16 protein-coding genes are annotated in these 22,076 nt (G+C 54.3%); 8 read left to right on the top strand and 8 right to left on the bottom strand.

Annotated elements, in window-relative coordinates:
- Window position 1: 1 nt before the first annotated feature.
- The 3 genes from dnaN to gyrB are packed head-to-tail and all read left to right on the top strand — an operon-like array spanning window position 2 to window position 4,602.
- Window positions 2-1,102: a DNA polymerase III subunit beta gene (dnaN, locus tag G506_RS0111350; protein ID WP_028116966.1), complete on the top strand. Its 1,101-nt coding sequence runs from the start codon at window positions 2-4 to the stop codon at window positions 1,100-1,102.
- Window positions 1,103-1,109: 7 nt separating this feature from the next.
- A complete protein-coding gene (gene recF, locus G506_RS0111345) occupies window positions 1,110-2,180 on the top strand; it encodes a DNA replication/repair protein RecF (protein ID WP_028116965.1) in 1,071 nt (356 codons plus the stop codon).
- 10 nt (window positions 2,181-2,190) lie between these two features.
- A complete protein-coding gene (gyrB, locus tag G506_RS0111340; RefSeq protein ID WP_028116964.1) occupies window positions 2,191-4,602 on the top strand; it encodes a DNA topoisomerase (ATP-hydrolyzing) subunit B in 2,412 nt (803 codons plus the stop codon).
- Window positions 4,603-4,705: 103 nt separating this feature from the next.
- On the opposite strand, the gene G506_RS0111335 is transcribed toward gyrB, so the two are convergent.
- Together G506_RS0111335 and G506_RS0111330 are read right to left on the bottom strand one after the other, a co-directional pair.
- Window positions 4,706-5,947 carry a cytochrome-c peroxidase gene (locus G506_RS0111335; protein ID WP_028116963.1) on the bottom strand — a complete coding sequence of 414 codons (1,242 nt, stop codon included), beginning with the start codon at window positions 5,945-5,947 and terminating at the stop codon, window positions 4,706-4,708.
- Window positions 5,948-6,087: 140 nt separating this feature from the next.
- The gene (locus G506_RS0111330) at window positions 6,088-7,125 is read right to left on the bottom strand and encodes a GMP reductase (RefSeq protein WP_028116962.1); all 1,038 of its coding nucleotides are present in this window, start codon (window positions 7,123-7,125) and stop codon (window positions 6,088-6,090) included.
- Between the two features lie 12 nt (window positions 7,126-7,137).
- Here G506_RS0111330 and G506_RS0111325 point away from each other — a divergent pair, with 12 nt between their 5' ends.
- Window positions 7,138-7,326: a hypothetical protein gene (locus G506_RS0111325; protein WP_156904881.1), complete on the top strand. Its 189-nt coding sequence runs from the start codon at window positions 7,138-7,140 to the stop codon at window positions 7,324-7,326.
- Between the two features lie 64 nt (window positions 7,327-7,390).
- Here G506_RS0111325 and glyS read toward each other — a convergent pair whose 3' ends face one another.
- Together glyS and glyQ are read right to left on the bottom strand one after the other, a co-directional pair.
- The gene (glyS, locus tag G506_RS0111320; RefSeq protein ID WP_028116960.1) at window positions 7,391-9,478 is read right to left on the bottom strand and encodes a glycine--tRNA ligase subunit beta; all 2,088 of its coding nucleotides are present in this window, start codon (window positions 9,476-9,478) and stop codon (window positions 7,391-7,393) included.
- A gap of 8 nt (window positions 9,479-9,486) precedes the next feature.
- Window positions 9,487-10,395, bottom strand: a complete 909-nt coding sequence (gene glyQ / locus G506_RS0111315; RefSeq protein ID WP_028116959.1) for a glycine--tRNA ligase subunit alpha — start codon at window positions 10,393-10,395, stop codon at window positions 9,487-9,489.
- 109 nt (window positions 10,396-10,504) lie between these two features.
- On the opposite strand from glyQ, the gene G506_RS0111310 reads away from it, so the two are divergent.
- Complete coding sequence (locus G506_RS0111310; protein WP_028116958.1) at window positions 10,505-11,083, top strand: DNA-3-methyladenine glycosylase I; 579 nt, start codon at window positions 10,505-10,507, stop codon at window positions 11,081-11,083.
- 123 nt (window positions 11,084-11,206) lie between these two features.
- On the opposite strand, the gene G506_RS0111305 is transcribed toward G506_RS0111310, so the two are convergent.
- Window positions 11,207-14,410 carry an amidohydrolase family protein gene (locus G506_RS0111305; RefSeq protein WP_028116957.1) on the bottom strand — a complete coding sequence of 1,068 codons (3,204 nt, stop codon included), beginning with the start codon at window positions 14,408-14,410 and terminating at the stop codon, window positions 11,207-11,209.
- Between the two features lie 177 nt (window positions 14,411-14,587).
- On the opposite strand from G506_RS0111305, the gene G506_RS0111300 reads away from it, so the two are divergent.
- The gene (locus tag G506_RS0111300) at window positions 14,588-15,955 is read left to right on the top strand and encodes a hypothetical protein (protein ID WP_156904880.1); all 1,368 of its coding nucleotides are present in this window, start codon (window positions 14,588-14,590) and stop codon (window positions 15,953-15,955) included.
- A gap of 50 nt (window positions 15,956-16,005) precedes the next feature.
- On the opposite strand, the gene tusA is transcribed toward G506_RS0111300, so the two are convergent.
- The 3 genes from tusA to fadB all read right to left on the bottom strand — a co-directional run bounded on the left by tusA (window position 16,006) and on the right by fadB (window position 19,704).
- Complete coding sequence (gene tusA / locus G506_RS0111295; RefSeq protein ID WP_028116955.1) at window positions 16,006-16,248, bottom strand: sulfurtransferase TusA; 243 nt, start codon at window positions 16,246-16,248, stop codon at window positions 16,006-16,008.
- A 131-nt stretch (window positions 16,249-16,379) separates the two neighbouring features.
- Entirely contained in the window at window positions 16,380-17,543 is a 1,164-nt protein-coding gene (gene fadA / locus G506_RS0111290; RefSeq protein WP_028116954.1) for an acetyl-CoA C-acyltransferase FadA, read from the bottom strand.
- A 10-nt stretch (window positions 17,544-17,553) separates the two neighbouring features.
- Entirely contained in the window at window positions 17,554-19,704 is a 2,151-nt protein-coding gene (gene fadB / locus G506_RS0111285; protein ID WP_028116953.1) for a fatty acid oxidation complex subunit alpha FadB, read from the bottom strand.
- Window positions 19,705-20,005: 301 nt separating this feature from the next.
- On the opposite strand from fadB, the gene pepQ reads away from it, so the two are divergent.
- Both pepQ and G506_RS0111270 read left to right on the top strand, forming a co-directional pair.
- Window positions 20,006-21,319, top strand: a complete 1,314-nt coding sequence (gene pepQ, locus G506_RS0111275; RefSeq protein WP_028116952.1) for a Xaa-Pro dipeptidase — start codon at window positions 20,006-20,008, stop codon at window positions 21,317-21,319.
- A gap of 85 nt (window positions 21,320-21,404) precedes the next feature.
- The gene (locus G506_RS0111270; protein WP_035387283.1) at window positions 21,405-22,022 is read left to right on the top strand and encodes a YigZ family protein; all 618 of its coding nucleotides are present in this window, start codon (window positions 21,405-21,407) and stop codon (window positions 22,020-22,022) included.
- The last annotated feature ends 54 nt before the right edge of the window (window positions 22,023-22,076 follow it).

Here is a 22,076-nt window from a genome sequence, read left to right as displayed (position 1 = left end):
AATGCTATTTACCATTACTAAGGACGCGCTGTTTAAGCCGCTGCAATTGGTTTGTGGTGCGGTGGAACGTCGCCACAACCTGCCTATTCTTTCCAACGTACTGCTGGAGATCAGCGGTGATCTGCTGAAGATCACCGGTACCGATCTGGAAGTGGAACTGATTGGCCAAGTGCAGTTGCAAGGCGAAGTGCAACCGGGCCGCACCACCGTGCCGGCGCGTAAGTTCTTAGATATCTGTAAGAGTCTGCCAGACAGCGCCGAGATTAAGATTGAGCAGCAGGAAAACCGGCTGCTGATCCGCTCTGGCCGCAGCCGTTTTTCATTGGCGACCTTATCTGCCGAGGAGTTCCCGGATCTGGGCGATTGGCAGGGCGAACTGCAATTTTCGCTGACCCAAGGCACCTTAAAATCGATCATCGATGCCACTCAGTTTTCGATGGCCCATCAGGATGTCCGTTACTACTTGAACGGCATGCTGTTTGAAACCGAAGGCAATCAGTTGCGTACCGTTGCCACTGACGGCCACCGCTTAGCGGTGAGCTCGCGTCAAATCGACGCGGATCTGCCGGCAAAACAGGTGATCGTTCCGCGTAAAGGGGTGGTGGAACTGACTCGTCTATTTGACGATGAAAACCAGCTGATCACCTTGTGCATTGGTGATGGTTCGATTCGAGCGGTAACCGCTAACGCCACCTTTACTTCGAAGTTGGTGGACGGTCGTTTCCCGGATTACCGCCGGGTATTGCCAAAAGATGGCGACAAAGAGTTGCTAGCCGAACGGGATCTGCTGAAGCAATCGTTCGCACGGGCGTCGATTCTGTCGAATGAGAAGTTCCGTGGGGTGCGGTTGCTGCTGGACAGCGACAAGCTGACCATCACCGCCAACAATCCAGAGCAAGAAGAAGCGCAAGAGGAGTTGGATGTCAGCTTCCCACACCCAGAATTGGAGATCGGCTTTAACGTCTCCTACGTGCTGGATGTGCTCAATGCGCTGAAGTCCGATAAGGTCAAAGTGACCTTAGGTGGGCCAATGAGCAGTGCCTTGTTTGAGCATGCTGATAACAGCGAATCAATGTACGTTGTGATGCCGATGCGCCTCTAACCGCACAATGATTGAAACTCTGCAATTAGCGAATTTTCGCAATATTCAGGCCGGCCGCGTATCTCCCGCGGCCGGCCTGAATCTTATCTACGGTGCCAACGGCAGCGGCAAAACCAGCGTGCTGGAAGCGATCTGGTTCCTCAGCGTTGGCCGCTCCTTTCGCAGTCACCTTACTCAGCGGGTGATCCAGCATCAGCAACCGCACTTTACTCTGTTTAGCCAGCTTAGCAGTGGCGATCGCATCGGCATTCAGCGTGAGCGCAGTGGCGACCATCATCAGCTGCGGGTGAATGGCGAACCGGCGAAACGGTTAGCGGAGTTGGCCGCGCTGTTGCCGTTGCAATTAATCAGCCCAGAAAGCTTCAGTTTGTTGTTGGATGGCCCGCAAGCACGGCGGGAATTTATCGATTGGGGGGCGTTTCATAGCGATCCGCAATTTATGTTGGTGTGGAGTCGCTTTCGCCGGTTGCTAAAGCAGCGCAATCAATTGCTGCGGCAACAAGCACCAGCGCGCCAGATTAGCATTTGGGACCAGCAGCTTGTGCAGTATGGTCAATGGCTTACCGATGCCCGAAAACGATGGGTAAATTCGTTAAATGAGGCGTTGGAGGGTATAATAAATCAGTTTTTACCTGATGTGCCGATCCGGGTCAGTTTTAGCCAGGGATGGGATAGTAAAACCGAATTACAACAGGTCTACAGCGCTGGTCTTCAGCGGGATCTGCAGTTGGGTTACACCGTCTCCGGCCCCCATAAAGCCGATCTCCGCCTAAGGGTTGATAACTTGCCCGCTCAGGATGGTTTATCCCGAGGGCAACAAAAGCTGCTGGTGTGTGCTTTGAAAATTGCACAGGGGTTGGTGTTAAGCCAACAGCAGCAGCGCCAATGCGTATTTTTGGTGGACGATTTAGCTTCCGAGCTCGATCAACAGCGACGCACCTTATTACTGGAACAGTTACAGCAAACTGGTAGCCAGGTGTTTGTTACTGCCATCGAACCTGAACAGTTGGCGATGATCCCATGGGACAAAAGGTTCCACGTGGAACAGGGTCGGATTACGGAACAGCAAGATAAATAGAGACAGGTGTATGTCAGAAACAAACTACGATTCCTCGAGTATTAAGGTCTTAAAAGGCCTCGATGCCGTGCGTAAGCGCCCAGGCATGTACATTGGCGATACCGATGACGGCACTGGTCTGCACCACATGGTGTTTGAAGTGGTGGATAACTCCATCGATGAAGCCTTAGCGGGTCACTGCAGTGATATCGTGATCACCATCCACTCCGACGGATCCGTGTCAGTACAAGACGATGGCCGTGGTGTTCCGGTTGATATTCACCCAGAAGAAGGGGTGTCGGCAGCCACGGTAATCATGACCGTACTGCACGCTGGCGGTAAGTTCGACGACAACTCCTACAAAGTTTCTGGTGGTCTACACGGTGTGGGCGTTTCAGTAGTAAACGCCTTGTCGCACAAGCTGGAACTGACCGTTCGTCGTCAAGGTCACGTCTATGAGCAGACGTTTGTTCACGGCGAACCGGTTGAAGCGCTGAAAGTGATCGGCGATACCGACAAAACCGGCACCATCATCCGTTTCTGGCCAAGCGCTGAAACCTTCTCTGACACCACTTTCCATTACGAGATTCTGGCTAAGCGAGTACGTGAACTGTCGTTCCTGAACTCCGGCGTGTCGATCCGTTTGGTGGATGAGCGCGACGGCAAAGAATCGCACTACTGCTATGAAGGTGGTATTAAAGCGTTCGTTGATTACCTCAACACCAACAAGACCCCAATCAACCAGCAAGCGTTTTACTTCAACAGTGAACGTGAAGATGGCTTGGCGGTAGAAGTGGCGATGCAGTGGAACGACGGTTTCTCTGAAAACATCTACTGCTTTACCAACAACATTCCACAGCGCGACGGTGGTACTCACTTGGCGGGCTTCCGCTCGGCGCTGACCCGTACCTTGAACACCTACATGGACAAGGAAGGCTACTCCAAGAAAGCCAAGACCTCCGCTTCCGGCGACGACGCCCGTGAAGGTCTGACTGCGGTTATCTCGGTGAAAGTGCCGGATCCAAAGTTCTCTTCCCAGACCAAAGACAAGCTGGTTTCTTCTGAGGTGAAAACCGCAGTAGAGCAGGCGATGGGTGAGAAACTGTCTGAGTACCTGCTGGAGCATCCAGCCGAAGCCAAGCAGGTGGTGACCAAGATCATCGACGCCGCTCGTGCCCGTGAAGCGGCCCGTAAAGCCCGTGAGATGACCCGTCGTAAAGGCGCGTTGGACTTGGCCGGTCTGCCAGGCAAATTGGCGGATTGCCAAGAGAAAGATCCAGCACTGTCTGAACTCTACATTGTGGAGGGTGACTCTGCGGGCGGTTCCGCCAAGCAGGGCCGTAACCGTAAGAACCAAGCGATCCTGCCACTGAAAGGTAAGATCCTGAACGTAGAGAAAGCCCGTTTCGACAAGATGTTGTCCTCGCAAGAGGTGGCGACCCTGATTACCGCGATGGGTACAGGCATCGGCCGCGACGAGTACAACCCAGATAAGACTCGTTACCATCAGATCATCATCATGACCGATGCGGACGTCGACGGCTCGCACATTCGTACCCTGCTGTTGACCTTCTTCTACCGTCAGATGCCAGAACTGATTGAACGCGGTTACATCTACATTGCTCAGCCACCACTGTACAAAGTGAAGAAGGGTAAGCAGGAACGCTACATCAAAGACGATGAAGTGCTGACTGAATACCTGACCACCTTGGCGCTGGATAATGCCGCGCTGCATGTTAATGCGGATGCACCAGCGATCGCCGGTGAAGCGTTAGAGCGTTTGGTTAACCAGTTCCGCGAGGTGGAAGCGGTAATTCAACGTCAAAGCCGTCGTTTCCCAGTATCGCTGCTGAAGCAGCTGGTTTACGTACCGGCGCTGCAAGAGATGGCTGACGAAGCGGCCGTTCAGGCGTGGTCCGAATCACTGCTGAACGAACTGAACGAGCAAGATCTGGAAGGCGCGTCCTACCGTCTGGAGCTGGCTAAAGATGAAGAGCGTCAGCTGTGGCTGCCGAAGTTCATCCTGCGTCAGCACGGTGTCGAAAGCGATTACCTGCTGACCTACGACTTCCTTAACTCCAGCGACTACCAGCGCATCATCAAACTGGGTGAATCGCTGATTGGCCTGCTGGAAGCTGACGCCTACGTTAGCCGTGGCGAGCGTCGCCTGCCAGTGGCCAGCTTCGAGCAAGCACTGGAGTGGTTGATTAAGGAATCCAAGCGTGGTCTGTACATCCAGCGCTATAAAGGTCTGGGTGAGATGAACCCCGATCAGCTGTGGGAAACCACCATGGATCCAGAAACTCGCCGGATGCTGCAGGTGACCATCGAAGACGCGGTTGGTGCTGACCAACTGTTTAACACTTTGATGGGCGACCAAGTAGAGCCGCGTCGTGAGTTCATTGAACAGAACGCGCTGGCGGTAGCCAACCTCGACGTGTAATCGCCAGTCGATACCATCTTTGCAAAGCAGCTCCATGGAGCTGCTTTTTTGTGGCTGATTTTTAGTATTAGTTCCACGTGGAACATTCGGATTAGCAACGGGATCAGTCGATAAATGGATCGGCAAAGCGTGGATCGCTGAGGAATGTTGAGTCGGTTAGCGTTTCCATAAAGGCCACCAGCGCGCGCTGCTCGGCATCGCTAAAGTTGAAGCGGCGCGGGTTGCCTTGGGGATCTTGTAATATTGGTGCCAGATTCGGATGGGGTTGGATCTGCTGATTGTAAAAGCGCACTACCTCCGCTAGCGTCGCCAAGCGACCGTCGTGCATATACGGTGCCGTTACCGCGATATTACGCAATGAGCCAACCTTAAATTTGCCCTCATCTCTGGGGTTACCGCTGCTTTCGGCGATGCCAAGATCGTCACTGGATAGTGCCTCAAGACCATTATTAAAGCCGTTGCTCCGGAGGTTCGGATTGTTTGGCATTGCAGCGATAAAAGCTTCGCTACTGTGGCAACCGCTGCAACTGCCGGCGCCAAAAAATAACCGCTTGCCTTGGTTTTCTTCGGCGCTGAAATTGGGAAAATCCGTTATCGGGTTGCTTACTTGTGCACGGCCGACATCATAACGGGCACTGAAGCTATCGAGGCTGCGAATAAACTGCGCCAGTGCTAGGGCTATCCGCTCACTGGTGATCTGCTCATCGGCAAAAGCTGCTTGGAATAGCGCTTGGTAGTTGCTGTCTTCGGCGAGTCGGATCTCTAATTCGGGTAGGGTCATCCCCATCTCCAGCGGATCTTGGATTGGTTGCAATACCTGTTGCTCTAAGGTCTCGGCACGCTCATCCCAAAAGAATTTGCCACTGGAATAGAAGCGGGCGTTGCTTAGCCCCATGGAGTGGCGGCGGGTCTCGCCACCATCAAAACCGCGACTAAGGCGATTGGGATCGCTAAAGCCAGCGGCTTGCTGATGGCAACTGGCGCAAGCAATTTGGCGGTTTTGGCTAAGCCAAGGGTCGTAGAACAGCACTCGTCCAAGGGTGGCACCGGCGTCGGTAATTGGGTTATTGGCTGGGGTATTATCGCTGGCGCTGGCGGCCGTTTGGCCAGCGCGATCGCCAGGGAATTGATTGCTGGTAAAGTGAGTGGGCAGTGGCCGATTGGCGTACTGGTGTAAGGAGGCCGGCAGTGACCAGCGGAGCGGGGTACTATTAGCCGCTTGATTGCTGTTGTCGTTATTGATTGCCGGATCGGTTACGGCACCGCTTTGGGTTGCATCGCTGGACCCGCCACAGCCATACAGTAGGATAACCAAAGAAAGGATGATTGCTGACCGTGTTGTCATCTTCTGCTCGCTAGTGACTCTAGTTGCTAGAGAAGTTAGCGGCTTTTGCCGGCAAGCTCTGTAAAGAAGTGTCAGGTCTGATGATCAAAAAGAGGTTCCACGTGGAACCTCTTTTTTGGCTAACCGAAAAACGGCTCGGCTTAGCCGAAGATGCGGTTTTCTTGTTCCTGCACGCGGATGAAGGTGGTGCGTTTGGTCAGCTCTTTCAGCTTAGCGGCACCCACGTAGGTACAGGTGGAGCGTACGCCGCCCAGCACGTCGAGGATGGTTTCTTCCACTGGGCCACGGTATGGCAGCAGTACGGTTTTGCCTTCGGAGGCGCGGTACTTAGCTACGCCACCGTTGTGCTTGTTCATAGCGGTGTCAGAGCTCATGCCGTAGAACTTCACCATGGTCTTGCCGTCGATCTCAACGCGCTCGCCGCCGGACTCATCGTGGCCAGCAAACATGCCGCCGATCATCACAAAGTCAGCACCGCCGCCGAAGGCTTTGGACACGTCACCAGCGCAAGAACAGCCGCCGTCAGAAACGATTTGGCCACCCATGCCGTGGGCCGCGTCAGCGCACTCGATTACCGCAGACAGTTGCGGGTAACCAACACCGGTTTTAACGCGGGTGGTACACACGGAGCCTGGACCGATGCCCACCTTAACGATGTCGGCACCGTTGAGGATCAGCTCTTCCACCATCTCGCCGGTTACCACGTTACCAGCCATGATCACGTGCTGTGGGAAGGTGGCGCGTACTTTGGCAACGAACTCGACGAACGCTTGCTGGTAGCCGTTGGCAACGTCGATGCAGATAAAGCGCAGGCGTGGCTCGGCATTCAGTAGGGTGCACAGCTTATCGAATTCGTATTCGGAGGTGCCGGTAGACACCATGATGTGGTTGTAGATCGCTTCTGGTTGAGTCGCCAACCACTGTTGCCACTGCTCTACGGAGTAGTGCTTGTGGATCGCAACCAGCATCTCGTGCTTCAGGAACTCTTCCGCCATTTCGAAGGTACCTACGGTATCCATGTTGGCGGCAATGACTGGTACGCCGGTCCATTCGGTTTTGGCGTGGTGGAACTTGAAGGTACGGCGAATATCGACTTCAGAGCGGCTTTTCAGAGTAGAACGCTTAGGGCGGAACAGAACGTCTTTAAAGCCCAATTTGATGTCAGATTCGATATGCATGGTTTGACCCCGATGAGTGAGATTTACAACTTAAAAATCTTTGCTTTCGGGGAGAGTGTGGAGAACAACATCAGTGGTGAGCTGTGTGATGTTGTGACCGATACACGACGCCCCGGAAAAAGCGTTCGCACCGGTTTTGGGCATTCTATACAGAAAGTTGCTGGCGGCAATCAGATGCGATCGAACGGTTTGTTCGCATAAAAAGACAAAAGCAAAAAGGCCACCTGACGGTGGCCTTTAGATACAACCTTAGTTGCTGGCTAAGTTATTGCTGCAGAACAGAAATATCGCCTACAACCATAAACAACTGATGCAGTTGTTGCAGCAGCGCTTGGCGGTTAGCGCGCAGCGCTGGATCTTCGGCATTCACCATCACATTGTCGAAGAAGGCGTCAATTGGTTCGCGCAGTTGCGCCAGAATTTGCAGACCTTGCTGGTAATCGCCAGCTTGGTACAGCGGCATCACTTCAGCGCTGATCGCAGCCACTTTGTCAGCCAGTTGCTGCTCAGCTGCTTCTTGCAGCAGGGCGGCATCAACAGACGCTGGGATTTCACCTTCGACCTTCGCCAAGATGTTACCAACACGCTTGTTGGCGGCGGCCAAGGCTTCGGCGGCGTCCAGAGCACGGAACGCTTGTACGGCCTTGACGCGGTTATCGAAATCCACAGGGCGGGTTGGACGTACTGCCAGTACCGCTTGGATCACGTCGACTGGGAAACCGGCTTCTTGGTAAGAAGCGCGGAAACGCGCCAGCATAAAGTCCACCACTTGAGTGATGGTCTCTTTGCGTTTGGCCGCGTCCAGTTTGCCTTGGGCAACGAATTGGTCGTAGGCAAAGCCCGCCAGCTCGCTCAGATCCAGTGGCAGGTTTTTCTCTACCGCAATACGCAGTACACCAATGGCGGCGCGGCGCAGGGCAAATGGGTCGCGGTCGGCTTTTGGTGGCTGACCGATGCCGAAGATGCCCACCAGTGAATCCATCTTGTCGGCGATCGCCAGCGCTTGAGCGACGCCAGAGGCCGGCAGTTGATCACCGGCAAAGCGCGGCTGGTACTGTTCGTTCAGGGCAACCGCCACTTCTTCCGCTTCACCATCGTGGCGAGCGTAGTGCATGCCCATGATCCCTTGGGTGTCGGTAAATTCGAACACCATTGAGGTCATCAGATCGCACTTAGACAGTAGTCCAGCGCGCTCGGCGTTGGCTTTGTCGGCGCCGATCAGTTCAGCGATGTGGCCGCTGATCGCTTGAATGCGGTCGGTTTTGTCCTTCAGGGTACCCAACTGCTGCTGGAACAGCACGGTCGCCAGACGTGGCAGTTGGCTTTCCAGAGTCTGCTTACGGTCGGTGTTGAAGAAGAACTCGGCGTCCGCCAGACGTGGACGAACTACCTTTTCGTTACCGGCGATCACCACCGCTGGATCTTTCGATTCGATGTTGGAAACGAAGATGAACTTCGGCATCAACTTGCCGTCGGCATCGTATACCGGGAAGTACTTCTGATCGCCCTTCATGGTGTACACCAGCGCTTCCGCTGGCACCTTCAAGAACTCCGCTTCAAAGGACGCGGTCAGTACTACTGGCCATTCCACCAGAGAGGTCACTTCCTCAACCAGCTCGTCGTCCAGTTCAACGATGCCACCAATGGCCTCAGCAGCGGCTTTGGCGTCGGCGATGATCTTCGCTTTACGGGCTTCGAAGTCGGCCATCACCTTGGTGTCTTGCAGCAGGATCTGTGGGTACTGCTCAGCGTTGTCGATGTTGATGTACTGCTCGCCCAAGAAACGGTGACCCTGCAGGGTGGTGCCGGATTGCTTGCCCAAAATGGTGGCGGCAATCGACTGGTTGCCCAGCAGCATGGTCAGGGTTTTCACTGGACGGATAAATTGGGTGTCGTAGGCGCCCCAACGCATCGGCTTTGGAATTGGCAGTTTGGCCAGCGCTTGCTCGACCAGTTCTGGCAGCAGTTCTGTGGCGGCTTTACCAGCCACTTGGGCACGGTATAGCAGCCATTCGCCTTTGTCGGTTTTCAGGCGCTCAGCTTGGTCAACGGTGATGCCACAACCGCGGGCCCAGCCTTCAGCGGCTTTGGTTGGGTTGCCGTCGGCGTCGAAACAGGCCTGTACGGCAGGGCCGCGTTTTTCGACCTCTTTGTCTGGCTGTTGCGCTGACAATTCGGCAATTTTTACCGCCATACGACGTGGGGAAGCGAACCATTCCACGGCGCCGTGGCTCAGTTCGGCTTGGGCCAGGTTAGCAACCAAGTTGTCGCGGAAGGCTTCGGCTAGGGTACGCAGGGCTTTTGGTGGAAGCTCTTCGGTGCCCAGTTCTACAAGAAAAGTTTGTGCTTGCATCGGCGATCTCACTGGTTGTTGCACATCGGGAAGCCCAGCGCTTCACGAGAGGCGTAGTAGGCTTCGGCCACAGACTTAGTCAGGGTACGAATACGCAGGATGTAGCGTTGGCGCTCGGTAACCGAGATCGCTTTGCGGGCATCCAGCAGGTTAAAGGCGTGACCGGCTTTAAGGATACGCTCGTACGCTGGCAGCGGCAGTGGGGTTTCCAGCGCCAGTAGCTGCTGACACTCTTTTTCGCACTGTTCGAACATGCCAAACAGGAAGTCGACGTCGGCGTGTTCGAAGTTGTAGGTGGATTGCTCCACTTCGTTTTGATGGAACACGTCGCCGTAGGTGATCTTGCCAAATGGACCATCGGCCCAAACCAGATCGTACACGCTGTCTACGCCCTGAACGTACATCGCCAGACGCTCTAGACCGTAGGTGATCTCGCCGGTTACTGGCTTACATTCCAAGCCGCCCACTTGTTGGAAGTAGGTGAACTGGGTGATCTCCATGCCATCCATCCACACTTCCCAGCCCAGCCCCCAGGCACCCAGAGTTGGGTTTTCCCAGTTGTCTTCAACAAAGCGGATATCGTGGGTTTCTGGATCCATGCCGATAGCGCGCAGCGAGTCGAGGTACAGCTCTTGGATGTTGTCTGGCGATGGCTTCATCATCACCTGGAACTGGTAGTAGTGCTGCAGGCGGTTTGGGTTTTCACCGTAACGACCGTCGGTCGGGCGGCGCGATGGCTGCACGTAAGCGGCCGCAAATGGCTCAGGGCCGATGGCGCGCAGACAAGTCAGTGGGTGTGAGGTGCCGGCACCCACTTCCATATCCAGTGGCTGAACCACGGCACAGCCGTGCTGAGCCCAGTAGTCCTGCAGGGCCAAAATCAGCCCTTGGAACGTCTTGGTATCGTACTTATTCATGGGATCTCAAGAATAGATGGGTAAATGGGGGCAATTATAACCGCTGAGCGGCAATCAATGTAGGTTAAACTTTTGCCTAGTTGCGTGGAAATCATAAGGAAAATTGCAGATGAACGAGCCAGTCCGTTGTGGTTGGTGCGGCACCGATCCGCAATACGTGGCCTATCACGATAGCCAGTGGGGGCGACCGGAAACCGACAGCTTGGCGCTGTTTGAAAAGCTCTGTTTGGATGGTCAGCAAGCGGGGCTGTCGTGGCTGATTATTCTGCGCAAAACCGAAAGTTATCGCGCCGCCTTTGATAATTTCGATCCGCACAAAATTGCCCTGTATGACCAGGAAAAAATCGAGCAACTGCTGCAAGATCCCGGCATCGTTCGCAACCGCTTGAAAGTGAACTCGATCATCAAAAACGCCAAAGGCTATCTCAAGCTGCAACAGCAAGGGATTGAGTTCAGCGACTTTATCTGGAGCTTTGTCGGCCATCGGCAGGTGGTTAATCGGCCGCAGACGCTGGCGGATATCGCCACCACCTCGGCGGAGTCGGAAGCGATGAGCAAGGCGCTTAAAAAAGCCGGTTTTACCTTTGTTGGCCCCACCATCACTTACGCCTTTATGCAGGCCTGTGGGCTGATTAATGATCACTTATTGGATTGTCACTGTCGGCAGGCGTGCATGCAGTTGCAGTGAGTCACTTTAGTCATTAGTTGGTAGTGATTAGTTATCAGTGAGAGTCAATTTCGGTGGCAAATTAAACAACAGGGAGCCTAGCGGCTCCCAGAGTTTTATTGGTGTTGCGCACTAAGTAACCACTTACTTTTCGAAGAACAATTTATCCCGTGGTTCGCCATCGCCGTTAAGGCGTTCCATGGTTTCGGCGTCATACAGGCGACCGTTGACCATGGTGTACTGCACCTTGTCAGAATCGCGGATGTTGGCCAGTGGATCGCCATCAATCACGATCAAATCCGCCAGTTTGCCGACCTTAATTGAGCCGAGCTGATGATCCATCCCAAAGTGCTTAGCGGGGTTAATGGTGGCGGTTTTCAGGGCGTCGAGATTGCTCATGCCGCCTTGGGCAAACATCCAGATCTCCCAGTGAGCACCTAAGCCCTCACGTTGGCCGTGGGCACCGATATTGGAATCGATCCCCAACTGGTTTAGCTCGTTGGCAACCCGTACCACATTGAAGTGGTTGTAGTGCTCATCCGGGGCGGTCGGACGACGCATCGAGCGGCTGCGAAGGATATCGCTCGGCACGTATTTCGACAGCCGTGGATGGGCCCAAACGTCGGTTTTGTCATACCAGTAGTTCTCGCCCCAAATGCCGCCGTAGGCGACCACCAAAGTCGGGGTATAGCCCACGTCGGTTTGCGACCAGAACTGCTTAACGTCGTCATACAAGGCGGCGGTCGGAATGGCGTGTTCAATGCCGGTGTGACCGTCGGCGATCATCGTCAGGTTGTGCTGCAGTAGTGAGCCGCCTTCCGGTACCACCATCATCTCCAGTTCGCGGGCGGCGGTGATCACCTGCTGGCGCTGGTTACGACGGGGTTGGTTGTAGCTTTTAACGCTGAAGGCGCCGACCGCTTTCAGTCGCTGCAGATGGAATTTGGCGTCCTCTAAGCTGTCGATGTGGGCGGTGTAACCGGGGCCGTTGGCTCCGTACAAAATGGTGCCGGTGGAGAACAGTCGCGGCGCATCAATCACGCCGGTTTTCTGCATCTCGCTGGCGGCAAAGATCTCGGTGGTGTCGTTGGAGGGATCGTGAATTGCGGTCACCCCCAGCGCCAATCCGGCAAAGTTAAGCCAGTTTTGTTCGGGGATGATCTCATCCTGACCTTGGCTGCCGTGGGCGTGGGCATCGTACAGTCCCGGCATAATGGTTTTGCCGCTGATGTCGATAACGTCGGCGTCTTCTGGGAGCGCCACATCGGCACCGACGGCGACAATCTTGTTGTCGGTAACGATCACCGTGCCGTTCTCAATCACCTGTTCGCCTTCCATGGTCAGCACCTTGCCACCAACAAAGGCGATGGTTCCACGTGGAACGTTGGCATCGACGCTAAAGCCAATATCGGTCACCGTTGGGGTAACCTCAACGGTGCTGCCGGGGACAAATAGCTTATCGGTGGCGACTTGGTACAGATCCGGACCAAGGCTCCAGTACAGGCTTTGGCTATCGGCGCCCCAACTGAGACTTTCGCCGGCCCGTTGTGACAGTTGCGCTACCGGCAGACCGCCGCCATTGGGGCCGATTTTAATGGTTTCACCGTGGCTGGTGAGCGGCGTGACGAACACCTTAAAGCGTTCGGCGAACGCCAGTTGCTCGCCATTTGGGGCAACCCGAAATTCAGTAGCGTGCTCAGAGCGGTAATGGATTCGTGGCTCGAAACCGTGGCGACCAACGCTGCCGAGTGCCGGCATCTTGTTGTCCATGGTCAGGTAGTAGACGCGGTCGTTGTCGGCGCCAAAGTGCGGCTGATGACCCTGTTTGCTGATCCGCCGCGGCTGCGGTTTTTTGTCGGTGAGATCGACGTGATAGATCCCAGCATCGCGGTTCCAGCTACGCGGGGTAATGTAGAAGCCTTTGCTGCGGCGAAACACCAGCGCTTCGCCATCCGGCGAGAATGCCGGCTCGACGTATTTACCCGGCTCGGTAGTCACCACTTTGTTGCGCTTGCGGCGGAGATCGCGCACCACCACTTGCCCCTGGTCGTTATCATCCCAAGTAACATACGCCAGTTTGCGGCCGTCCCGTGACCAAGCGGGGAACAGCTCGAATTGTTCGTCCTGTTTGGTCAACCGTTTTGGTTTGCCGTTAGGCAGTTCTCGCAGCCAGATCTTACCTTGGGCTTCAAACGCCACCTGCTTGCCGTTGGGGGAGATCTGCACTTGCCGCAGCATCTTCAGATCCACCTGATTGTGATCGAGGTTCTGCTGGAAGCGTACCGCCGGTTGCATCTGTTTTTCGGTGTCGACCTGAAACTCGATGGTTTCCAGCTCGCCGCTGTTGATCTCCAGCTTGCGAATTTTACCGCCGGCCCAGAACAGCAGGGCGTCGTTGTCTGGAGTCCAAGCCATGGTTGGGTAGACCCCGTGGATCGCCCAAGTCTCCTGCATATCACGGTCGAGCTCGCCGTAGATTTTGCGCTTTTCGCCGGAGGCGAGGTTGTATAGGTAGAGGCTGGATTGGAAGCCATCGCGGCTGATGTAGGCTAAGTGACGCCCATCTGGGCTTGGGGTTGGCCGGATCGCCCCGCCGCTGCCCTCAAGCAACACCTCAATCTCGCCGCTATGGCGGTCATAACGTTTGATCTTGTAGATCCCTTTCACCGAGTCTTTGGAGTAGTGGAAGGTTTTGCCGGGAGTATCGTCTTGCGAGAAGTAGATGTACTGGCCGTCGGGGCTGAATGCCGGTTCGCCGAGATCTTTTTGGTCGTTCGGCCGTTCGGTCAGCTTAACGCCGTTGCCGCCGCTAACGTGATAGAGCCAGACCTCACCGGCACCAAGGCTGCGCTGGGCGGTGAAGTGTTTGCGACCAATCAGGTACTGACCGTCAGGGCTCCACGCCGGGCTATTCAGTAGCCGGAAGGTTTCCTCGGTGACCGGCTGCATCTCGCTGCCATCGACATTGATGATCCAGAGGTTATCGCCGCCATCCTGATCCGAGGTAAAGGCGATGCGTTTGCCATCGGGGCTAAAGCGCGGCTGCATATGCCAAGCGATGCCCTTAACTAATGGGGTCGCTTGGCCGCCGCTGGCGGGCATGGTGTAGATGTCGCCCAGCAGATCAAACACGATGGTTTTACCATCGGGGCTGATGTCCAGATTCATCCAGGTGCCTTGGTCGACCCGGATATTGATGGTTTGCAGCGGCGCATCTTGTGGGGCGTTGACGTCCCACTTAGGCGCTTTTTCTGAGGTGTCGCTTGCGTGGGCGAATGGCGTAAGGCTGGCGCATAGGATGGCGACCGCACTCAAACGTGGTCGGTGGCGAAGCGGTGTAGTTGGCATGACAGTCCCTGTTCATTTTTTGTTATCTGCCAACCTTACCGCAAACAAAAACGCCGCTGACAGGCAGCGGCGTAACAAAAGCATTTCCAGATGTAAACTTTATTAGCTTATAGATGATTAAATGCCGTTTTCTAATATTATCGAATGAGCATATAAATTTGTATTGTTCGATAAACTATGCGTGTCAGTTATTTAATGGGTGACTACGCTTGGGATTTTTACTTGGTTAAGCTTTCTGATAAAAGGGATTTTATGAAGAAGAGTTTTGTTCCGTTAATTGTTGTTATTTTGGTTGGTTGTGGTGGCGATAGTGAGGAATCAATTAATATTGATCTAAGTAGTGATAATAATACAGATGGTGTAACGGAAGCGCCACCATCAAATTTTGCCATCCCTGACACACTAACCGTTGTCGCTAGTGCTAAAACATATAACTGTGATAGCAGTTTTCCTTATGCTGATGCAACGGTTTTGATGCACGATATCAATGGCGACCTGATCAGTTCTAATTCTGTCGATGAGCAAGGAACTTTAACAATTGATCGGCCTGAAAATGCAGTTCATATTAGCGTTTATGGCGATGAAGGACTTCGACAAACTTCGATAGACAGTTTCCTTTATTTCTCTGAAGAAGTGTTGCCAATTAGTTTTATAAGTTTGCAACAAGAAAACTGCAGCTGTGAGTCAGTTACTATTGATGATGCTGACCTTAAAGCACAATTACCTACCTATAAGTTTATTTATAATGAAGATTTTCACGATGATGATAATACCGTATCGATATGTCGCTCGACGGATGGTGCTTGGCCATCGATTAATGTTTTTTTGCATGACGAAAGTTCAGTTTCATCTTCATATTCCGCCAAATACGATATAGACCCAACTGAAACCTCAATAATTACACTCGAGATGGCTGATTTCTCTGAGGGAGAGCGCCTGACGATTAACTCTACTTATGCTTATGATGCATATCAAAGCGCAATTGTGGTCGCCGGTTTAGAAATAATTAGCATTAGAAACATTGATACTGATGGCGATAACATCTGGCAGTTCCCAAATAATTTTTCAGAACATATTGCTATAGCTGGTGATTTTGAAGTGTTATCAGGCGGAGAATATTATCAGTCGGTTTCACATAGCAAAGTGGTTGATGGTGTCGCAAACTTTACTGATGTGCATGCTAAAGAATTATTTGCAGAGAAAGTGACAGATTGGCAAAACTATTTTATGGATACTCAAATCGATTATGATTTCAGCGGTCTTGGGTTGGCAAAGACAGGAATTTCTATCGGTCAGCAAAACACCAATTTTGTGTGGTCTGTTAGTGCCCCATTAATTGGTACTATCAACCAACTACAATTGCCAGAAGCACTGCAAACTAAATATGAATCTCAATCATTTGAAGAACTTAGTGTATTTTTGATTGCTAATGGTAGTGAATCTACTTATGGTCTGGTTGCGATTGACGCAACGACGATGACGGCGACTGAGTATAGCGAAGCTATTAGCAAATTTAATTATGAAGTTGTGACCCTTGGCCGGTAAGTTTTTCTGTGTTGATAAAAAACCGAAGCATTTGCTTCGGTTTTTTACTGCTAGTTGCCTTTTTTGATTAGGTAGCGGTACGGCGCCGCGGCGACATCGCTGGCGACCAGCACGTGATCCATAAAGGTGCAGAAGCTTGGGATGTCACGGGTGGTCGACGGATCATCGGCGGTGACTAACAGGGTTTCGCCGACCGCCATATTACGTACGGTTTTGCGCACCATCATCACCGGCTCTGGGCAACGCAGACCGATGGCATCTAGTTGGTGATTGGCGTTTTGAAACTCTGGCATGTTCGGATCCGGTCAAAAATAAGGCGGCCATCATACGCCGATGACATTGATGATCAAGAGTGTCGCTGTGATCCGGTCATCAAAAAGGGCAGCCGAAGCTGCCCTAATAAGTTTAGCCATTGGCTAACACATTAAACGCGCTCGAACACGGTGGCGATCCCTTGGCCCAGACCAATGCACATGGTCGCCAGACCCAGTTCCACATCCTGATGCTCCATCATATTGATGCAGGTGGTGGAGATCCGCGCCCCAGAGCAGCCCAGAGGGTGGCCCAAGGCGATGGCGCCACCATTAAGGTTCACCATATCTTCCATCTTATCCATCAGCCCCAGCTCTTTTAGGCATGGCAGCGCTTGCGCCGCGAACGCTTCGTTGAACTCGGCGTATTGGATGTCGTTGATGGTCAGGCCGGCACGCTTGAGCGCTTTTTGGGTGGCCGGTACCGGGCCATAACCCATGATGGAGGCGTCACAGCCGGAGATCGCCATTGAGCGAATGCGTGCGCGAATTGGCAAGCCCAAAGCTTTGGCTTTGGCTTCCGACATCACCAGCATCGCCGCTGCACCATCGGACAGCGCCGAGGAGGTGCCCGCGGTCACGGTGCCATTGACTGGATCAAACACCGGACGCAGTGCCGACAGGGTTTCGATGGTGGTTTCCGGACGGATAACCTCATCGTGCTTAATCTTGATCAGCCGACCTTCGGCGTCGTGCCCCTCAATGGCGACGATCTCTTTATCGAAGCGGCCAGATAGGGTGGCTTCGTGCGCTTTTTGATGAGAGCGCGCGCCAAAGGCGTCTTGCTGCTCGCGGCTGATGCCATGCAGCTTGCCCAGCATCTCGGCAGTCAGGCCCATCATTCCCGAGGCCTTGGCGACGGTTTTGGCGATGCTTGGGTGGAAGTCGACCCCATGCATCATCGGCACGTGCCCCATGTGCTCAACGCCGCCGATGATAAAGGCGTCACCATCACCGACCATGATGGCGCGGGTGGCGTCGTGCAGCGCTTGCATGGAGGAGCCACACAAGCGGTTAACGGTAACGCCACCAACGGATTTTGGCAGGCCAGCCATCAATGCCGCGTTACGGGCGATGTTAAAGCCTTGCTCTAGGGTTTGCTGAACACAGCCCCAAATCACGTCTTCCAGCTCGTTGGGATCCAAGGCGCTGTTGCGCTCCAGTAGTGAACGCATCAGATGCGCCGACAGATCCTCGGCGCGGACATTGCGAAATACCCCGCCTTTAGAGCGGCCCATTGGGGTACGGATGCAATCGACAACGACAGCTTGATTCATTTTGCGTTCCTTATCCTTGGTAGAAACGGGCGCCGTTGGCAGCCATTTCACGCAGTTTGTCGGTCACTTGGTACATGTTGCCCAAGTGCGCGTATTGGTCGGCCATCGCCACATAACGGTCCAAACCGATGGTGTCCAGATAGCGGAACACACCACCGCGGAACGGTGGGAAACCGATGCCATACAGCAGCGCCATATCGGCTTCCGCTGGGGTGGCGACAATGCCTTCTTCGAGGCAGCGCACGGTTTCGTTGATCATCGGCACCATCATCCGGGCGATGATCGCTTCAGCGTCCATTGGCTTCGCCGCACCATATTCCGCCGCCAACAGGGCGATGGCGTCATCATCCTTGGCTTTTTTCGGCTTGCCTTTGCGATCTGGGGTGTACTGGTAGAAGCCTTTGCCGTTCTTCTGCCCCAGACGCTGGGCGCCGTACATCAGATCCACCGCGCTGGTGAAGTCGAACTTCATCCGCTCAGGGAAACCTTCAACCATGGTGTCGTTGCCATGGTGGGCGGTATCCATGCCGACCACATCCAACAGGTAAGCGGGGCCCATTGGCCAGCCGAATTGCTTCGACATTACTTTGTCGATCTGTTGGAAATCGCCGCCGTCGCGCAGCAACAGGTTGAAGCCGGCGAAGTAGGGGAACAGCACTCGGTTCACCAAGAAGCCCGGGCAGTCGTTAACGACGATTGGGGTTTTGCCGATCTTGGCGGCGTAGGCCACCACGCTGGCGATGGTCTCTTCCGAGGTGTGTTCACCACGAATGATCTCCACCAGTGGCATCTTATGTACTGGGTTAAAGAAGTGCATGCCACAGAACTTATCTGGGCGCTTCACGCTCTTGGCCAGTTGGTTGATGGAGATGGTCGAGGTGTTGGAGGTGATGATCGCCTCGTCGCTGACGTGGCTTTCCACTTCCGCCAGCACCATCGCTTTCACCTTAGGGTTTTCCACTACCGCTTCGACCACCACATCAACGTCTTTAACGGCGGTGTAGTCGAGGCTTGGAACGATGCTGTTGAGCACTTTAGCCATTTTGTCGGCCTTGATGCGGCCGCGTGCCAGTTGCGCCCCCAGCAGCTTCGAGGCTTCAGCCAGACCCAGATCCAGCGCCGACTGGTTGATGTCTTTCATTACCGCCGGTACGCCTTTGCTGGCACTTTGGTAGGCGATGCCACCGCCCATGATGCCAGCGCCCAGTACGGCCGCAGAGCCGGTGTCCTTGGCGGTTTTGGTGGCCTTTTTGGCTAAGCCTTTAACGTATTGGTCGTTCAGGAAGATGCCGATCTGCGCTTTGGCGGCGTCGGATTTGGCCAGTTCTAGGAACGCTTGGTTTTCAATCAACAACGCTTGCTCTCGGCCATGAGTCGCAGCCGCTTCAATCACCGCTACAGCGGCGTGGGGGGCTGGGTAGTGCGGCCCAGCTTGCTGTGCCACCATCCCTTTGGCGGTGGTAAACGACATCATCGCTTCGATTTTATTGAGCTTCAGCGGCGCTTGTTTCTCGGCGCGACGGCCTTGCCAATCGATGTCGCCAGCGATGGCACTCTTGAGCATATCGACCGCCGCTTGTTGCAGCAGTTCTGGCGCCACCACCGCATTGACCAGCCCGACTTTCTGGGCGGCCGCTGGCTTGTGCGGTTTGCCGGTGGTGATCCACTCCAGCGCGTTATCGGCGCCGATAACCCGTGGCAGGCGCACGGTGCCACCAAAGCCGGGGATCAAACCCAGTTTCACTTCTGGCAGACCAATGGAAGCACTGCTGTCGGCGACTCGCAGATCACAGGCCAGAATCGCTTCGCAGCCGCCGCCAAGGGCAAAACCGTTGACCGCAGCGATAGTGGGTACCGGCAGATCTTCCAGTTTATTGAAGATCTCATTGGTCTGTTTTAGCCACGCTAGGATTTCGGCGTCGGGCTGAGCAAAGCTTTGTAGGAATTCGGTGATATCGGCGCCAACGATAAAGGTAGCTTTGGCAGAGCTTACCACCACCCCTTGCAGGCCGTCGGTGCTGGCTAAGGTGTCTAGCGCTTGGTTGAATTGATCGAGGGTAGAGCGGTCGAATTTATTAACTGAACCTTGGGCGGCGAATTGCAGCTGAGCAATGCCGGGTTCTAGCCAATCGACACGTAGATCAGGACTCTGAAAGATCATGGTCGGGTTCCTTATTACCACGTCAGTGATTACATCCGTGTTGCCGCAGGTGTCGTCGCTGTCGTGGACGTCACGCCGGCATCGAAAAGCAGTGTGACTTGAGTCACAACAAACTGCAAGTGCTTTTAAAACGACCGTTTAACTTGGCGATGGTGGCGGTTTTAACCTCGCAACTATTGCCAATTGGCGAACATCGATAACCTTGGCTAAGGAGGGCTTTTGTTGCACTACCATGGTGCTTTAGTGCGGCGATGGTACACTCGACCCTTCTGTTTTTTAGCCGATAACAAGAGCCCCCGTTATGGACGCGATTGCCCAGCATTACCCACAACACATTGCCACCCTTCGTCAACGCAGCGATGCCTTACTAGCCGAGCATAATCTGGCCGGTATGGTGATCGACGCCGGTTACCCTGCCGCCATCTTTTTGGATGATATGGAGTATCCGTTTAAGGCTAACCCGCACTTTAAGCAGTGGGTGCCGCTGACAGATAACCCGCACTGTATGCTGGTGATCCGCCAAGGCGCAAAGCCGCAATTGCTGTTCTACCGTCCAGTCGATTTCTGGCACAAAGTGGCGCCGTTACCAACCGAATCTTGGGTGGAACAGGTTGAATTGATTGAGTTTGCTCGTTTGGAGCAACTGCTCGAACTGATGCCGCAAGACAAACAGCAGTTTGCCTATATTGGTGCCCACGCCGATCACGCCGCCTCGCTGGGATTGACCCTGGTGAACCCGAAGCCGCTGATGGATGGCATTCACTTTAGCCGCAGTATTAAGACCCAGTACGAGATCGAGTGCATGCGTGAAGCCAACCGCATTGCGGTGATCGGCCACCAAGCGGCGCGCGATGCCTTTATGGCGGGTGCCTCCGAGTTTGCGATTCAGCAAGCTTACCTGTCCGCCGTTGGCCAAGGTGAAAACCAAGTGCCGTACGGCAGCATCATCGCCTTGAACCAAAACAGCGCGATTTTGCACTACACCAAGCTGGAACAAACCGTGCCGGCACAGCGTTTGAGCTTTCTGATTGACGCTGGCGCGCAGGTAAATGGCTACGCTTCGGACATCACCCGCAGCTACGCCTATGAATCTACCGGTCTGTACGCCGAATTGGTGGCCGCGATGGACGCCCATCAGCAGCAGATCCTGGCGATGATCAAGCCGGGTGTGGCTTATCTGGATCTGCATCTGGATATGCACCGTCGAGTAGCGCAGATGCTGAATCAGTTTGAATTGGCCTCTGGTAGTGAGCAGCAGCTGATCGATCTGGGCATCACCAAAGCGTTCTACCCGCATGGCTTAGGCCACCCAATCGGGTTGCAGGTGCACGACGTGGCTGGCTTTATGCAAAGCGCCGACGGCACCGAGCAGATGCCACCGGAAGGCGTGACCGTACGTTGCACTCGGATCATCGAAGCAGGCATGGTGCTGACCATTGAGCCGGGTCTGTATGTGATTGATTCGCTGCTGAACGATCTGTCCGATGAGGCTAAAGCGCTGCTCAACCCAGTTCGCATCGACGAATTGCGCCCTTACGGCGGTGTGCGTATCGAAGACGACGTGGTGGTGCTGGCGGACGGCATTGACAACTTAACTCGTCAGTTCGGCCTGTAATACTGGTGCACGGCCAGTCGACGGTGGCTACTGGTGGATCTGGTAGTGGCCGGCGGCTGGCCGTTTTGGTTGATGATTTATGAATATGACCGCAGGATTTTTAGTGCCAACTGGACCGCTGGTGGTGGAACAGATCATCAAGCGCAGCCGCTTTATTACGGTGTTGGAGCCGGTGCAAAGCGCCGCTGAAGCGCGCGCCTTGCAAGCGCGACTGCGGGCTGAACATCCGGATGCCAGCCATCACTGTCTGGCGTTTAATGCCGGCCCCCCGGGCAGTACCAGAGATATCGGTTGCAGTGACGATGGCGAACCCGCCGGTTCTGCCGGTAAGCCAATGTTGAATGTGGTGCTGGGCGCGGATGTCGGCCAATTTGCGGTGGTGGTGGTGCGCTATTTCGGTGGCACCAAACTGGGTGTCGGCGGCTTAGTGCGGGCTTACGGTGGTTGTGTTAAGGATGTGCTGGCGCAGCTTGAAACCAAGCCATTTGTGCCGCACATGACGCTGCAATTGCAGTGTGACTATCCGGATCTGTCACTGGTAGAGCACCTGCTTAGCCAACATCACGGCCATATTGTCGAACAGCACTATGGCCAGCAGATTGAACTGCAATTGAGCCTGCCACAAGCGCAGCAACAGGCGTTTTGTGCAGCGCTGGCGGATGGCAGTCGCGGTCGCTTATTGCCAACCTTGATGACCGACTGATTTAGCGATGCTGTATTGCTTTTAGCCATCGGAGTATCCTTAGCGCCAAATTGG

Source organism: Ferrimonas senticii DSM 18821, assembly GCF_000422665.1.
Lineage (GTDB): Bacteria > Pseudomonadota > Gammaproteobacteria > Enterobacterales > Shewanellaceae > Ferrimonas > Ferrimonas senticii.
Note: the sequence above shows the minus strand (reverse complement) of the source record. Positions and strands in the feature narration are given on the sequence as shown.